The organism is Terrirubrum flagellatum (assembly GCF_022059845.1).
GTDB classification, from domain to species: domain Bacteria; phylum Pseudomonadota; class Alphaproteobacteria; order Rhizobiales; family Beijerinckiaceae; genus Terrirubrum; species Terrirubrum flagellatum.
The window spans coordinates 2,726,862-2,742,759 of the sequence record NZ_CP091851.1 but is presented as its reverse complement, the minus strand read 5'-3'; the positions used below and the strand labels follow the sequence as shown (position 1 = coordinate 2,742,759).

11 protein-coding genes are annotated in these 15,898 nt (G+C 60.2%); 4 read left to right on the top strand and 7 right to left on the bottom strand.

Annotated features, from left to right (window positions below):
• Nucleotides 1-809 precede the first annotated feature (809 nt).
• Nucleotides 810-1,727: a pilus assembly protein gene (locus L8F45_RS13305; RefSeq protein ID WP_342363594.1), complete on the top strand. Its 918-nt coding sequence runs from the start codon at nt 810-812 to the stop codon at nt 1,725-1,727.
• Between the two features lie 16 nt (nt 1,728-1,743).
• Here the strand turns inward: L8F45_RS13305 and L8F45_RS13300 are convergent, their stop codons facing one another.
• Nucleotides 1,744-2,367: a response regulator transcription factor gene (locus tag L8F45_RS13300; RefSeq protein ID WP_342358368.1), complete on the bottom strand. Its 624-nt coding sequence runs from the start codon at nt 2,365-2,367 to the stop codon at nt 1,744-1,746.
• A 137-nt stretch (nt 2,368-2,504) separates the two neighbouring features.
• Complete coding sequence (locus tag L8F45_RS13295; RefSeq protein ID WP_342358367.1) at nt 2,505-3,554, bottom strand: sensor histidine kinase; 1,050 nt, start codon at nt 3,552-3,554, stop codon at nt 2,505-2,507.
• A 549-nt stretch (nt 3,555-4,103) separates the two neighbouring features.
• Between L8F45_RS13295 and L8F45_RS13290 the strand changes: the two genes are divergently transcribed.
• The gene (locus L8F45_RS13290) at nt 4,104-5,858 is read left to right on the top strand and encodes an ABC transporter permease (protein ID WP_342358366.1); all 1,755 of its coding nucleotides are present in this window, start codon (nt 4,104-4,106) and stop codon (nt 5,856-5,858) included.
• Between the two features lie 12 nt (nt 5,859-5,870).
• Nucleotides 5,871-7,202 (top strand): ABC transporter ATP-binding protein, encoded by a 1,332-nt coding sequence (locus L8F45_RS13285; RefSeq protein ID WP_342358365.1) that lies wholly within the window; start codon nt 5,871-5,873, stop codon nt 7,200-7,202.
• A gap of 1,226 nt (nt 7,203-8,428) precedes the next feature.
• Here the strand turns inward: L8F45_RS13285 and L8F45_RS13280 are convergent.
• Entirely contained in the window at nt 8,429-10,294 is a 1,866-nt protein-coding gene (locus L8F45_RS13280; protein WP_342363439.1) for a potassium transporter Kup, read from the bottom strand.
• Nucleotides 10,295-10,620: 326 nt separating this feature from the next.
• On the opposite strand from L8F45_RS13280, the gene L8F45_RS13275 reads away from it, so the two are divergent.
• Nucleotides 10,621-11,520 (top strand): peptidoglycan-binding domain-containing protein, encoded by a 900-nt coding sequence (locus L8F45_RS13275; protein WP_342358364.1) that lies wholly within the window; start codon nt 10,621-10,623, stop codon nt 11,518-11,520.
• Nucleotides 11,521-12,022: 502 nt separating this feature from the next.
• Here L8F45_RS13275 and L8F45_RS13270 read toward each other — a convergent pair.
• From L8F45_RS13270 to L8F45_RS13255, 4 genes are all read right to left on the bottom strand, one after another.
• Nucleotides 12,023-12,838 carry an oxidoreductase gene (locus tag L8F45_RS13270; RefSeq protein WP_342363438.1) on the bottom strand — a complete coding sequence of 272 codons (816 nt, stop codon included), beginning with the start codon at nt 12,836-12,838 and terminating at the stop codon, nt 12,023-12,025.
• A gap of 70 nt (nt 12,839-12,908) precedes the next feature.
• Nucleotides 12,909-14,210, bottom strand: coding sequence for a beta-ketoacyl-ACP synthase II (gene fabF / locus L8F45_RS13265; RefSeq protein ID WP_342358363.1), 1,302 nt, complete (start codon nt 14,208-14,210; stop codon nt 12,909-12,911).
• Nucleotides 14,211-14,299: 89 nt separating this feature from the next.
• Complete coding sequence (locus tag L8F45_RS13260; protein ID WP_342358362.1) at nt 14,300-15,193, bottom strand: NAD(P)/FAD-dependent oxidoreductase; 894 nt, start codon at nt 15,191-15,193, stop codon at nt 14,300-14,302.
• Between the two features lie 46 nt (nt 15,194-15,239).
• Complete coding sequence (locus L8F45_RS13255) at nt 15,240-15,842, bottom strand: TetR/AcrR family transcriptional regulator (RefSeq protein WP_342358361.1); 603 nt, start codon at nt 15,840-15,842, stop codon at nt 15,240-15,242.
• Between the last annotated feature and the right edge of the window lie 56 nt (nt 15,843-15,898).

The window sequence follows — 15,898 nt, the reverse complement described above, 5'->3', positions numbered from 1 at the left end:
TAAGAGAACTCGCGATATTCAAGATCGCGCTCGACAGCAAGTTGCGCGGCGACCTGTTCGCCCCTAACGCGCAGACCCTGCTAGATAGAAGGAGCTTGCGCGTCATTCGACGGAATTGACTATGGGCGAAAGCCAACGTGCGAAGAAAATAGCCAAGACCAGATCATTCGCGATATTTTTCATCACGGTATTTCACCATCTTGGCCGTGAGAAAGATCATGACGCCATAAAGGCGACGAGAGCGAAACGTTAACTTGGCGTCAACCTTCTCAAATGCTTCAGCGATCTCATTATGCCGGAGCACAATAGGCGACATCCATTGATTAAACGACGATTGCGGGAGAGCGAGCGGTCGATCGGCTTCGCCATCGACACATCGGTAAGCAGCAGTTGTGACTTTTCATACGTCAGTGTTCCTCTCCCCGTAAGAGATATCGACATTGTATTCCATTGCATGTCTAAACGCTGCGAAAGGCAGACTGAGAAGCTTCGGCGCGGACCAGCGGGGCATCACAGCAACTCTTTTTGCGGTCCTCTTGGTGCCGCTGACAGTGGCCATTGGTGCAGCCATGGACTACTCGCGCGCAGCAACGGTGAAGACTCAGCTCGACGCCGCGATTGACGCCGCGGCCCTCTTGGCGGTCGGCAAGAACGAGATTACCAAGACGACGACGGCTGCCCAGCAAGACGCGACAGCGATATTTCAAGCGCAGTCGCTAGACATCGCGCCCGCAAGTGTAGCTTCCTTTTCCGCGCAGGTCACGGAAAGCGGGCTCACCCGGACAGCGGTCATAAAATACACAGCGACGATGCCGACGTCCTTTCTTGGTTATGTTGGTTTCGCCAAGGTGTCTCTGAGCGGCTCCTCCACAGCGGTCTCGTCGCTCCCCGCCTATATCGATTTCTATTTGCTGCTCGACAACACGCCGTCCATGGGCGTCGGCGCGACCACCGCCGACATCAATAAGATGGTGGCGAACACGTCGGACAAATGCGCCTTCGCCTGTCACGACCTGTCGAACTCGAACGACTATTACAAGCTCGCCAAGAAGCTCGGCGTCACCATGCGCATCGACGTGCTGCGCACGGCGACGCAGCAACTGATGGACACAGCGACTGCGACTGCGTCGGTCACGGGACAGTTCCGCATGGCGATCTACACCTTCGGCGCGAGCTGCAAGAATCCGGCGACGGCGACGATCGCCGCGCTCACCTCGAATCTCAGCTCGGCGAAGAGCTCGGCTTCGGCGATCGACCTGATGACCATCCCCAATCAGGGCTACAACAACGATCAGTGCACGGATTTAGACAATACGCTGAAGGGAATGAACAGCACGATTCCCGCGCCCGGCGACGGCTCGACGGCCGCCAATCCGCAGAAGGTTCTCTTCTTCGTGTCCGACGGCGTCGCCGACGCCTATTATCCCACGACCTGCACGAAGACGACCACCAGCGGACGCTGCCAGGAGCCGATCACGGCCGCCAACTGCACGACGATCAAGGATCGCGGCGTGAAGATCGCAGTGCTCTACACGACCTATCTGCCGCTGCCGACGAACTCCTGGTACAATACCTGGATCGCTCCGTTCCAGAGCCAGATCGGAACGAACATGCAGTCTTGCGCTTCTCCCGGCCTCTATTTCGAAGTCAGCCCGACGCAGGGAATTTCGGACGCCATGACCGCTCTGTTTCAGAAGGCGGTGGCGCAGGCGCGCCTGACCAACTGATCAGCGATAATCAAGACTACTCTTGGGATGACGGCGTGCTTTTCAAAGCATCGACCATTCGCACAAGTTCAGCGAACGAGCCAGCTTGCATCTTTCGCATGCATTGCGCGCGATGAACTTTGACCGTGATATGCTGCACGCCCAGTTCCGCAGCAATTTGCTTGTTTGCGTACCCCTCGACGAGAAGATTCAGCACTTCTCTCTCGCGCGGCGTCAACGCCTGGTGTCGCTCTCGCAGACCATATAGTGACAATCGCCTCGCTCTGCTCGTTTCATCGGCTTGCAATGCGTGGTTCACCGCACGCAATAGGTCTGCGTCGCTGAACGGCTTCGTAAGAAATTCGCTCGCGCCGGCCCGGATCGCCTGAACCGCCATCGGTATATCGCCATGGCCCGTGATGAACACAGTCGGAACGTGCAGGCCAAGCTTTTTCATCTCAGCCTGGAACTCCAATCCACTTTGATCGGGAAGACGCACGTCGAGCAACATGCAGTTGGGCTCATCCGTCATCGGGGCGGCGAGGAACTCGCGGGTCGACCCGAACGCAATCACTCTCATGTTTGCGGACCGAAGAAGGTTGCTTAACGCACTCCGAATGGAGGGATCATCGTCAACGACATAGATGACGGGTTCTGTCATGTTGTCTGCCTGTCAACCAGAGTGGCGTACAGAACAAGCAAGCGAATTGAGGTCAATGTCACATACTGCCGCGTCTCGCGCGCGGGTCCGTGCGCGGCGCAGCATCGCGAGCGGGCTTTGCTTTTTGACCACGACATCTAGCGAGCCACAGTCGGAAAGGTGAATCTGATATCCAGGCCTCTCGGGTGGTTAGCGTTCGCCCACAGCCGACCGCCATGTTCTTCGATGATGGTACGGGTGATCGCCAACCCTATCCCAATACCTGTCTCCTTGGTGGTATAGAAAGCTTCGAATATCTTTGTGAGTTTGTCGACTGGCACGCCCGGACCGGTGTCGCAAACCGATACTTCAATTTTCTGGCGATCAAGCGGCCTCGACAAAATGCGAAGTGTGCGTTGCCCGTTTGGGTCCAAGGCCATCGCCTCGATCGAATTGAGAACTAAATTGAGCATAACTTGTTGAAGCTGAATTCGATCACCTAATGCCAATGGCAGATTCGGACTCAATTGCACATCGAGCGTGACCCTAGCGCGCTCGATCTCACGTCCCATAAGTGCGATGACGTCGTCGATTGCCCCATTGAGGTCGATTGGGATTCGCTCAGAGACGGCCCTCCTAGCGAGCTTGCGTATTCGCGCGACGATCTGGCTAGCTCGGTTTGCGTCTCCAACAATCTCGGCTATCGATTTTCTGGCCTCCTCAATATTCGGAGGCGACATGTTGAGCCAACGGCTTGCGGCTCCGCCGTTCAAAGTGATTGCGCCAAGCGGCTGATTTGTTTCGTGGGCGATTGAAGTTGTCAGTTCGCCAAGAGCGGTCAAGCGAGCTACATGCACGAGTTGAGCGCGAGCTGCCTGGGCGGCGCGTTCGCTCGCGTTGATTTCTAATGCGAGATAAGTCGTGGCCGAGATTGCGATGAGACTTAGCGCCAAATTCATGCCGCCGGAATAGGCCGCGCCAGATCGCGTTAGCAGATAGCTGAGGATAGTGAGCGCCACACAGGCTAGGGAAACCGGGATGACGTACGTGGAGCTCCAAAATCGAAGAGTGACAAGCACCACGGCGACATAGAGAACCGAGATAGCGATCTCCAAATCAGTAATGGTATCTAATGCGAAGATGCCAACTGCACTCGCAACAACGACGGTCGGCGCAGCCCAACGGTCAATCGCGACCTTTATTGACATTTGAAGCCTCGAATCGCATTCCTTTTGAAAAATTCAACCGCCGGCGCGCGTGGCTCAGAGAACGAGAACATAGTCATTCATCGGCGTCATCATAGGCGCAGGTTGCGCGTGTCTTCTTGGCGCTCCCAGTGTCGTCGCAGCGACAAAGCGCTCCGGAATCGCGGTGAGATCTCAGGTCCAGTTCCGGTCGCATATGCTTCGTTTCGTATCACGCGCCGCCGCCGTCAAGGAGCGCCGCATGAGGATACGGCGGCTTCAAGGTTCTGCAGCCAAGCGGACGGCAGGGTACTATACCGCGGCATAATAGACACTTTCGGAAATGGCGAAGATAGGCAGCTAAAGCGCTCGTTGGCCGGGAGGCTTCCCTTGGCGGTTCGCAAATTCGTCAACGGGTTGTAAAGTTCGCCGGCCAAGAGACTTCGGAGACCAACGAATCCATGCCCAGCGACAGTACCAGTCGGCCGACTGGGCCGTTGTGGCGCTGAGACCAGCGGCTCGCAGTTGAGCGCTCGCCTCGGTCGCCATGACGGCGACTAAAGAGGTGAGCTTATGAGCGTCTTCTTCCAAACTGGCGGTCGCGCAACCGCGCCTGTGTCGGCGCGCGCCGAAAGCATCTGGCCAAATCGCTACGATCTTTTCGTTATCCTGATCCTTGCGGGCGTACTTGCAGGCGCTGCGCTCGGAGCGCGGCAGATGGGGCGTCCGCTGGCGGCGCTTCAGGTTGCGCCGGTCTCGCTCGACGTCGCGAATCTTCCAGACTATGCGCTGCTGACGACGCTGCGGATGTTTGCAGCGATCGCGTTTTCACTGCTCTTCACCTTCGTCGTGGGAAGCCTCGCGGCAAAGAGTCGGAAAGCCGAGCTCATCATCATTCCGGCGCTCGACATTCTGCAATCGGTGCCGGTGCTCGGCTTTCTCACCTTCACGGTCATCTTTTTCACCGGCCTGTTTCCGGGAAGCCAGTTCGGCGCCGAACTGGCGGCGATCTTTGCGATCTTCACCAGCCAAGCCTGGAACATGGCCTTTTCCTTCTATCAGTCGCTGAAAACCCTGCCGCGCAATCTCGACGAAGCGGCCACGCATTTCCGGCTGTCGTCGTGGCAGCGATTCTGGCGGCTCGAAGCTCCGTTCGCAACGCCGGGGCTTGTCTGGAACACGATGATGTCCATGTCCGGCGGATGGTTCTTCGTCGTGGCGTCCGAAGCGATTTCGGTGGGAGACACCAAGATCGCCTTACCCGGCATCGGCTCCTATCTGTCAGTCGCAATCGATCAGAAGGATATCGCCGCGGTCGGCTGGGCGGTGCTCGCCATGGCGATCGTGATCTTACTCTACGATCAGCTTCTGTTTCGCCCGATCGTCGCCTGGTCGGACAAATTCCGGATGGAGCAGACCGCCGCGCAGGCGAAACCCAAGTCGTGGGCGTATGATCTGCTCCGGCGCACGCGCATCCTCAAGCGGATCGCGCAAGCTCTAGGCGTTGTCGGAGACGCACTGAACCGGTTGTCATCGCTGGGAAGCCAAAGCGCGCCGCGCGTTGCCCTGCCCGACCCGGCGCGGCGCGGGCTCGACTATCTCTGGCTCGCGATTGTCGCGGCCGGCCTCGCCTGGGCGGTCTGGATGATCATCGCCTATGTCCGGCAATCCCTCGGACTGTCTGACCTTGTTGAAGCGCTAATAGGCGCCGGTTTCACCCTTCTACGCGTTGTGATCCTCATCGCGATCGCAAGCGTGATCTGGGTTCCGATCGGCGTCTGGATTGGCTTGCGGCCTGCGTGGGCGCAAGGGGTGCAGCCGCTGGCGCAATTTCTCGCTGCGTTCCCCGCAAACGTGCTGTTTCCGTTTTTCGTTGTGCTGATCGCGGCGTTCCAGCTCAGTCCCAACATCTGGCTGTCGCCGCTGATGGTGCTCGGCACGCAATGGTACATCCTGTTCAATGTGATCGCCGGCGCGAGCGCCTTTCCGACCGATCTCCGCGAAGCTGCGAGTCTCTACGGCGTGAGACGATGGCAATGGTGGCGGAAGGTGATTTTGCCCGGCGTCTTTCCCTACTACGTCACCGGCGCGCTGACCGCATCGGGCGGTTCGTGGAACGCCAGCATCGTCGCCGAGGTCGCAAGCTGGGGCGACACCAAGCTCGAAGCGACCGGCCTTGGCGCCTACATCGCGAAAGCGACCGACGCCGGCGACTTCCAGCGCGTGACCCTTGGCATCGTCGTGATGTCGTTCTTCGTGATCTTGTTCAACCGCGCGGTCTGGCGGCGACTCTATGTCTTCGCTGAGCGCAAGCTTCGTCTCGACTGAGAGGAGATTCCAATGAACCAGCATCTGACCAACGCGGCGACGGCCGCCTCAGCGCCGCTCGTCTCCGTTCAGAACGTGCGCCATCTCTATCACAAGGGCGGCGCGAACGATCTTCTCGTGCTCGAAGATGTCGATCTGACGCTGTCGGACCATGAGATTGTCGCGCTGCTTGGCCGCTCAGGATCGGGCAAGTCAACGCTGTTGCGCATCATTTCCGGCCTGATGCAGGCCAGCAGCGGACAGGTGCTTTCGGGCGGTCGCCCTGTCGACGGCCCCGCTGACGGCATGGCCATGGTGTTCCAGAGCTTCGCCCTGTTTCCTTGGCTGACGGTCCTTGAGAATGTCGAACTCGGGCTTGAAGCGCAGGGCGTCGTAGCGACGGAGCGGCGCAAGCGCGCGCTCGCGGCGATCGACCTGATCGGCCTCGACGGATTCGAAAGCGCCTATCCTAAGGAATTGTCCGGCGGCATGCGGCAGCGCGTCGGACTCGCGCGCGCGCTCGTCGTTCATCCGAAGATCCTGCTGATGGACGAACCGTTCTCGGCGCTCGACGTGCTTACGGCCGAAACATTGCGCACCGACCTTCTCGACCTCTGGTGCGAGGGCCGCATGCCGATCCGCTCGATCCTCATGGTGACGCACAACATCGAGGAGGCGGTGCTGATGTGCGACCGCATCCTCGTCTTCTCGTCGAATCCGGGTCGCGTCGTCGCGGAGGTGAAGGTGGAGCTGCCGCGGCCTCGCGACCGGCTGTCGCCAAACTTCCGCGCGCTGGTCGACGACATTTACAAGCGCATGACGACGCCGGCCGCCGCCGCAGCGCCGGCGCGCGACGGCGTATTCCCGGGAACGGGCATCAGCATGATCCTGCCGCGCGTCTCGACGAACCTTATGGCTGGCACCCTGGAGACGCTGGCCGGGCCGCCCTTCAACGGCAAGGCCGATCTGCCACCGCTCGCCGAACGAGCCCAGATGGAGGCTGACGAGTTGCTGACCGTGGCGGAGGTCTTGCAGCTTCTCCGCTTCGCTGAATTAGCGGAGGGCGACCTGAAGTTGACCGACGCTGGTCGGCGCTTCGCCGAGTCCGGCGTCGATGAACGCAAGACGCTCTTCGCGCATCATCTCTCGACCTATGTCCCGCTTGCCGCCCACATTAAGCACGTCCTCGACGAGCGGCCGTCGCATCGCGCGCCGCTGGCGCGCTTCCGCGACGAACTGGAGGATCACATGTCGGAAGAGTCCGCGGAGACGACCATCCGCACCGTGATCAACTGGGCGCGTTATGCCGAGTTCTTCGCTTACGACGAAGCGGCGGGCGCGCTCAGTCTCGAGAATCCGCGATAGCTCCAGTTCGCTGTCGGCGCCCCGAGAAACAGGGCATCGGCAATGACATGAGCGTTCTGCCTGCGGGAGGCGGAAATGAATCGTTTTCAGCATCAATCGTTAGCGAAAGTCCAACGGCTGCTCGCGCGAGTGCTTATTCGGGTGGCCGCGATGGTGCAGAGAAGCGGTTTCTTTCTGTTCCGTAACCAAATCGTCGGCGTTCGCGCGTTCATATGGCTTGGTCGCCGGGCGGCTTGGCTTCGTCGAGCAAGTCTTCGATTGTTGATCAGAGCTCGGCGATATCGATTTGGTTGCTCACCGCCCTCTACGCCGCAACTCGGTTCAACTGACAACAAGCCGTTACCCGAGTGTCTCACCAAGCTTCTCGAAGCGCCCTCAATGTCGAAAAATGAAGGGCGCCCACGGTAAGCCAGAAGTCTCGGTTTGCGCAGCTAGCGAGGCAGGCGAGGTTCCGGCGCTCGGTCGGTTGGAGGGGAGTTGGTTCGGGTCGGATAGATGATAGGAGATGATCGCGCTCGAGCCGCCGAGAAGGAATGGCGTCGACTTGACGGATGAATCTACTGCTCGGTGGCCGCCGATGCGCAGAGATTGTATTGCTTATGCGCCGCCGGCAGAGGGTCGAGCGGTGATCAGAAGCTAGAGCGGCGTAAATGCGCACGCGGCGCCGAAACTGACGTTCTCGCCAAGCGCGGCCATCGCAACCGCGTAGATAAAGCGCGCAACAGAGCACGCCGAGAGCTTTGTAAATAGCGCAGCGGCGAGCTCCGCGCCGAAAAGCAGCGCCGCCGCGACAAAAATCGATCGAGCGGTTTCGCGAATAGACAAGCCTCCGCGCCTGAAAGCAGACATAAAATGAGAAAATGCCTGCATCGCATAAGCTTTCGAAACGATCCAAAGCGATGCCCCTCGGAAGGCTTCGCAATCCGTACAACATTATTTGAAATGGTCGTCGCGCCGGTACAATTATCCCGGAGCATAGCGCACGCCGGGATAGTTAAGACATTCGTTGCAATGGCCGTGCGGCTGCTCAACACCAGAATGAGATCGTGGGCGCCCGCTCACGAAATAAGCAGAGGAGGGCGGTTTGCGGCGCGGCAAAGCCGCGCAAATGACTTCAGCTTCGGAATCTAGTCGCCACAGCCGAGTCTTCGACGCCCTGCCAGAATTTCATAATAATGAACGCTAAGCGCGGCGAATAGTGGCGCTCTACTCGCTATGTGCTCGGGCTAAATCTCAATCTCTGTCCCGAACTCCACCACTTGTCCGGTTGGCACGTCGAAAAAGGCGGCGGTGCGTTCCGCATTGCGTTGGAGAAAGGCGAAAACTCCTTCCCGCCAAACCCACATGCCGGGAATGTTCTCTCGCGGGATGATGCTTTCGCGACCGACATAATATGTGACTTCGCCGAGCTCGATTCCCTGCAGTTTGCCCTGCTGGCAGGCAAGCTTCAGACCTTCATATACTGTCGGATACTGCATAAATCCGTAGTGCAGGATGACCCGCGTGATGCCGGGGCTGATTTCATGCACCTTGGCGCGCTCCTCATCGGCGATGCGGGGGGATTCCTCGATCTGCACTGTCGCTAGCAGAACTCGTTCGTGAAGGACGTGATTGTGTTTCACGAATTGCGTTAGAGCCAACGGTACGCCGTTGGGCGCAGAAGCCAGGAAAACAGCCGTACCTGGCAATCTTGAATGGCATCTGTTGACCGCCGTCTCGATCAAGTCTTCTTCCGGCTGTCGAAGCTTTGCGCGCGCGCGCTCGACCAGTTTGACGCCGCTTCGCCAAGTTAGCATCAGGAACGCAACGAACCCCGCAAGCAACAGCGGAAACCAGCCGCCTTCGAACAGCTTCACGGAGTTCGCTGCAAAGAAGATCGCGTCGATCACGAAGAAGAAGCCATTTACCGCAATCACCAGAACCGGCGAATACCCCCATTGAATTGCGACCAGCGCGGCAAGCAGTGTCGTGATAGCCATCAACAGCGAAACAGCAATGCCATAAGCGCCGGCGAGCGCATCCGATGTTCCAAAAGCGAGCACGGCGCCGAGCGTGCCGGCGGCAAGTAGCCAGTTCACGAGTGGCACATAGATCTGTCCGATAGCGTCGCTCGTCGTGTGACGAATATGCATGCGCGGCAGGAATCCTAGTTGGATGGATTGCTGGGTCAGGGAAAACACGCCTGAAATGATTGCCTGAGAAGCGATGACCGTGGCTACAGCCGCAAACGCGACGAGAGGGTAATGGAGCCAGTCGGGCGAGAGCTGGAAGAATGGATTTTCGATCGCGCTGGGATCGGTAATTAGCAGCGCCCCCTGTCCAAAATAATTGAGCACCAGCGCGGGGAGGCAAACAACGAACCAGGCGAGCCGGATCGGCAGTCGACCAAAATGTCCCATGTCAGCATACATCGCTTCGCCGCCGGTCACCGCAAGAAACGCTGCGCCGAGGATTGCGAAGCTTGTGTGAATATCTCCGTGAATCAGGAAATTAAATGCGTATAGCGGGCTCAGCGCCGCGAGAATTCCTGGAGCCTTGGCGATACCGTGAATGCCGAGCGCTGCAAGGACGACAAACCAGCCGAGCATTACCGGTCCGAAGATTCGGCCAATGAAGCCGGTTCCTTTTTTCTGCATGATGAACAGGCCGATGAGGATCACGATGGTGATCGGCACCACCGCTGGCGCCAATGCCGGCGCATCGACTTTTAACCCTTCGATTGCGCTGAGGACCGAGATCGCTGGGGTGATCGCGCCGTCTCCATAGAGAAGCGCTGCCCCGACAAGTCCCACGACGAGCAAATGCGCGCGCCAGGTGCCGGGTTGGGCGTTCCGGGCATGCAGGAGCGCTAACAGTGCGACGATGCCACCTTCGCCACGGTTATCGGCCCGGAGAATGAGTACGGCGTATTTGATCGAGATGATGAGCACCAAAGCCCACAAGATGAGGGACACCACCCCCATTATGGTGTCGGGCGCGAGAACGCCGCCGCGGGCGCCTGCCTTTGCGGCTTCCTTTAGGGCGTAAAGCGGGCTGGTGCCGATGTCGCCATAGACGACGCCCAAAGCTCCCAGAGTGGTAGCGAGGGGCAGGACGCGGCCATTGCCGTCAGAGTGGCGGCTGTCGACGGTTGGCGAATTCGACACTGGCAGGCCCCATTTGCTGCGTCTGCTCGCGCTATCCAGACAGCGCGAATAGGCGCCCAGTCTGCGATGAGCTTTTGAAAATTGCTACATCGGCGTCCCGACCTTTAGTGGCGCATGGGGAACGAGACCGGGCCTTATAAGCTCACGGGACCTTCCGGTTCTCAGCCTGCTACTTTGCCCAACAGATGCGGCTTCTTGCCTTCTTGACCCAAAGGCGCCTTTGGCCCGGACTTTGGCCGGTGTTTTATCAGATACTTCCAGGGGCCATTCAGATGATTCCTGAGATTTGCGCTCAAGGCGCTTCCTCCCCGCTGCTTCTCGATATGAAGGCGATGGTCGGGCTTAACGCCGTCAACAATCGCGACGACGTCAAGCTGGTCCAAACGTTGCTCGTGGCTTTCAACAGCAGCCGAGGCATGGCAAGCACGCGCCCGCTCGAGATTGATGGCTTTATCGGCCCAAGGACAATCGAAGCGATCACGACCTATCAGAAGGTCAGCAGCCTCAAGGCGGACGGCCTCGTCGGTCCGCGGGGAGAGACCATACACAGCCTCATCGGAAACCTGCAGTCGCGTGGGTATGCGATTCCGCCGTGCCCTGGCTTGGGGCCGGCCCCGGACAAGATGATTGCGCCGTTTACAGGAGCACAGGCGCTGTCGATGCGGCTCAATGGGGTGACGGGCGCGACGCGAAGCGGAATTGGCGGATCGTCGTTTGGGGCGCCGTTCACACCGACAACGTGGAAAATTGGCAACTCCGCGATGATCGATGTGGGCTGGAAGGATAAAGGCCTCTTCGTTGCGCATCTCGATATCACGAACGAAGACGGCGGCGAGAGCTTTCACGTTGTCATCCGTGGGGGACTGGCCATGGCGAGCCAAGGCTCGCCGCTCGGGTTTGACATCTCGCTTCCCAGCGATCCCTCTGGCGGCGGCCGCGTCGTGCGCGGGCTCGGTGGCGTCAGCATCAGCAAGGCGTCATTCTTCGGAGTATGCGGAGTATCGATGTTCGGGTTCGAGGCCGGCGTGGGCTATGGTTTCACGCTGTTCCAATTCGGCTGGGCGCCAGCGCCCCCCGGGATGTGCAACGGTTTTGCGCTCACCCATGGCTACCAGCATGGCATTCCCAGCATCGGCGTCGCGTCGGGGGTAGGGGCCGCAACGCCAATGTAGAGGGACGAATCGAGCGGCGCGCGTCCTGCCAATATTTCTGAAGCAGTAAGCACTCTGTTCGCTAAGCGCTTTGTCCGGCTGCTAGGCGCTCATTGAAGGTCCGCTTCGGGGAGACATCGCGAGTGACCGGAATTGGCGCTTGCCGCAAATCTCGCAAGCGATTGAAAGACGGAAGTCCGCGCCCAGAGCGGGAGCAGGTATCAATGGTCTGAACCGCTTGTTCTTCTTCCTATCCTCTTCGACCTCGATCAAAATGTCCGTCCCATTTCGTCGGGATCGGGAAAGCCCGGTCGTACGCCGCCTGTTCAGAAGGCGTCAGGACGGAATACATTTCGCGGACTGCGATGAAATATTGCTCGCCACCCGTTCGCCATCCGATTGAATCTCCGGACCAGTCCGGCCTAACGATCCAGGGCGGGCTGTGGGGGCCGGCGTTGGCCGATGTGACCCAGGCTAAGTGAGTGTTGGCCGCTGCCGTCGCGTCGGCTAGCAGGATATCAACTCAAACCGGCAGCCCGTTCTGCTTTCGCAAGCTCTTGTCGAATGCGGATGCGGGAACGAAACGGCGCAGTAAACTCACCTGACGCGCCATTTTCCCCGCTGCATAGCGGCGCTTCGGATTGGACGCGGTCGCTGCTTCCAGAACCGCCCCGGCGACGACTTCGGGCGCATCGCCCGCTTCAATCGCTTTGCGCAGGATGCCGTTCATGCCGGCGCGCGCAGCGTTGTAGATGTCAAGCGCTCGGTCTGGCTTTACGAGATTCTCTTCAAACGCCGTCCGGGTGTAGGCGGGTTCGACCAGCACAACCCGAATACCAAAGGTGCGTAGTTCGTGATCGAGAGATTCGGAATAGCCTTCGATGGCATGCTTGGTGGAGGCGTAGAGCGCGGAGTAGGGCGCCGGAATCAGGCCCAACACCGAGCTCAGGTTGACGATCCTGCCGTTCTTTTGACGGCGCATGGCAGGCAAGACAGCGTTGGTCACGCGCAAAACGCCGAAGACGTTCACATCGAACAGCGCCCGAGCTTGGGCGGCCGAGGATTCTTCCGCGCCGCCCAGCAAGCCAATGCCGGCGTTATTGACGAGCAAGTCGATGCGTCCGGCTTTGGCGAGAACCTCATCGACCAACTTCGCCACGGATGCGTCATCGGTCACGTCACAGGTTAGCATCGTGATGCCGTCCGATGTCGTGGGGGCTGCGCGGCGGCTCGTACCGAACACGCGAAAGCCAGCATTTTGCAGGGCCCTGGCAGTGGCGTGACCGATTCCAGAGGACGCGCCTGTCACCAGGGCGACGCCACGACTATTCTTGTTCATGATTGCCTTCTCTTTCTTGGTGTTGATTTGGTGCGGGAGACGAACCGTCATGAGGCGCGAGAGAGTTGGATCATTCGTTCGCTCCAGCGCTTGTGCTGGGCATGTCGTTCATCCAGCGCTTAAATAGCGCGCTTGCGTTCACGCCGCCGAAGCCAAAGCCATTGGCGATTGCGTACTCCATCGCCATCGACCGAGCCTCGCTGGCGACAAAATCAATCCCGTCGCCGGCCGGATCGGGGGCGCTTAGATTGAGCGTCGGCGGCGCCATCTGATGCTTCAGCGCGAGGATCGCGAAGATGGCGCCAAGTCCGCCGGCCGCGCCGAGAAGGTGCCCGGTCGCCGATTTTGTGGCGCTGACGGCAATTGCGCCGTCGGAACCGAACAGCGCTTTGATCGCTGCAATCTCACCCAGATCGCCGACCGGCGTGGAAGTCGCGTGCGCGTTGAGATGACGAACTTCGCGCGGCGAAATCCCCGCCTGGGCAATCGCGATCTCCATCGCTCGGCGCGCGCCGTCGCCATCCTCAGGACCGGACGTGACGTGGTGCGCATCCGCGGTCGTGCCATAGCCGACAAGCTCGGCGATCGGCTTTGCGCCGCGCGCCAGCGCATGGCCCAACTCCTCGATGACGAGAATGCCGGCGCCTTCGCCCATGACGAAACCATCGCGCGCCATGTCGAAGGGACGCGAGGCCTCGGTCGGCTTGTCATTGAAGCCGGTGGAAAGAGAGCGCGCAGCGGCAAAGCCGCCGAGGCTGACGATGTTCATGCACGCTTCCGCGCCGCCGCACACTGCGATGTCGGCTTCATCGGCGCGGATAAGACGAGCCGCATCGCCAATCGCCTGGATGCCGGCCGCGCATGCCGTCACCGGGGCGCCGAGAGGGCCTTTGAAGCCATGGCGGATCGAGACATGGCCAGCCGCGAGGTTCACCAGGAAGGACGGAATTGTAAAAGGCGACAGGCGGCGCACGCCGCGCGAGTCCACCGTGCGCACCGCCTCGGTGATGGCCGGGAAACCGCCAACGCCTGACGCGATGATCGTGGCTGTGCGCAGACGCTCGGTTTCGGAGCCAGGCTTCCAATTTGCCTGTGTCAACGCCTCTTGCGCAGCCGCGAGCCCGAGGAGAATAAACCGGTCTACCTTGCGCTGATCCTTCGGCGCCAGCGTAGCATCCGGATCGAAGCCAGCGTCCGGATCCTCTTGCCGCGAAGGCACGACGCCGCCGGCCTTCGCCGGCAAGTCTCCCACCACAACGTCGGGAAGCCTCCGGATGCCGGAGCGGCCGGCCAGGAGACGCGACCAGGATGTTTTGACATCCGCAGCGAGCGGGGTAACCGCTCCCATGCCCGTAACAACAATCCGTCGCATCAATACCTCTATCAATTCGGCTCGCCGGCGAACTTCGCCGGGCCATCAAGCTCGGATTGGCGAACCTATTCCCGCGTCAACTGGTGCTCTCAAACCAGCATCGACTGCTGGGCGAAGATGCCCGCCATCGCGCCTTGCCATGATGCCGTGGTGACCGAGGGCATTCCGGGGTTGGCGAGGTCGCCGGCGGCGTAGGTGCCGGGCATGCTGGTCTCGCGGCGCTCATCGACCTTGAGGGCGATGCCGCTAGGCGTATCGACCGTGGCGAGGCCCAGTGATTCATGCAGGTTGGCGGACGGCTTGTTGCGCGGATGCGCGAACAGGATGTCGACCGCGACATCGGCGCCGGTATCGAGCTTGACGGTGGCGCGATGGCCCTTGTGACGGGGGATCCCGGTGAGCCGGCCCTCGACGACAGGTATGTTGCGACGCGCCAGATCGGCCCGAATATCGGGCGGAATGTCGTGACCATCGGCGAAGAGCGTCAACCTGTCGGTCCAATCATGGAACAGCCTGACCTGATTGTGCGACTGCCGGCCAGACCAGACGAGACCCCAATGCCGGCCGGCGACTTCGAAGCCGTCGCAATAGGGACAGGGCACGATGGACGTGCCCCAGCCTTCGGCAAAGCCTGGAACATCAGGCATCTGGTCGGCGACGCCATAGCTCAGGATCAGGCGGCGCGCCCCAAGGCGTTCGCCATCGCCGGTGAGGACGGAGAAATCGTCGATGGCGCCGGAGACGCTGTCGGCCCGGGCATTGACCAGCCTGATCGTGGGATAGCGCGCGAGCTGCTGCCGCGCCTGGGTCAGGATGTCCAGCGGTGGCTTGTGATCGTGGCCGAGCAGGCCATGCGAGTGGCCGGCGAAGCGGTTGCGCGGCAGGCCGGTATCGACAACGGTGACCTTGCGGCGCGCGCGGCCGAGTTGCAGCGCGGCGGCGAGACCGGCAAAGCTGCCGCCGATGATGACGACGTCATTCATGGTGATGGGCTCCGTGTTGCGAATGGAGGGGCTGGAGAGACCATCGTCATCGGCGTTGTCCTTTTTGGGCAGCACCGGTAGACAAGCCCATCACGCTCTTGGCCGCCGCTTGCAGGAAGCGCTTTGACAGACGCTTGTTGTTGATCGCGCGCGACAGGACCATTGCTCCCACCATGGTCGAGAGAACAGCCATGGCCTTGTCGGCCGAATCCTCGGCGTCGGGTTGGCCAACCCAGTGCCCGAGCATCTCCAGGTATTTTTGGATTCCAGCTTCGAAAGATGCCTTCACATCTTCGCCCTGACGGGCGGCATCGGAGCCGAGCGCAACGACAGGACAGCCGTCGCCCCTTTCTTCGCGATGCCCTGTGCTGAGATAGAACGCGATCGCCGCACCGAGCGGGTCCTTCGGATTGGCCTCGGCTGCCGCCGACCATCGCCGGGTGGCACTTTCTAATGCTCGCGCGGAGGCCTGCGCCGCCAGGTCGTCCTTCGACGCGAACTGCTTATAGAACGCGCCTTGGGTCAGCCCGGCATTCTCCATCAGATCTTTGAGGCCGATGCCGTCAAAGCCGTGCTCCCGAAACAGGCGGCTTGCGACATCGATCACGGCTTGCCGGTTTTTCTCGGCCTGAACGCGACTGACGCGCATCGTCGACCTCCATAATTAGATTGCGTTCGACATCTATATTCGATATAGAGTGCGAA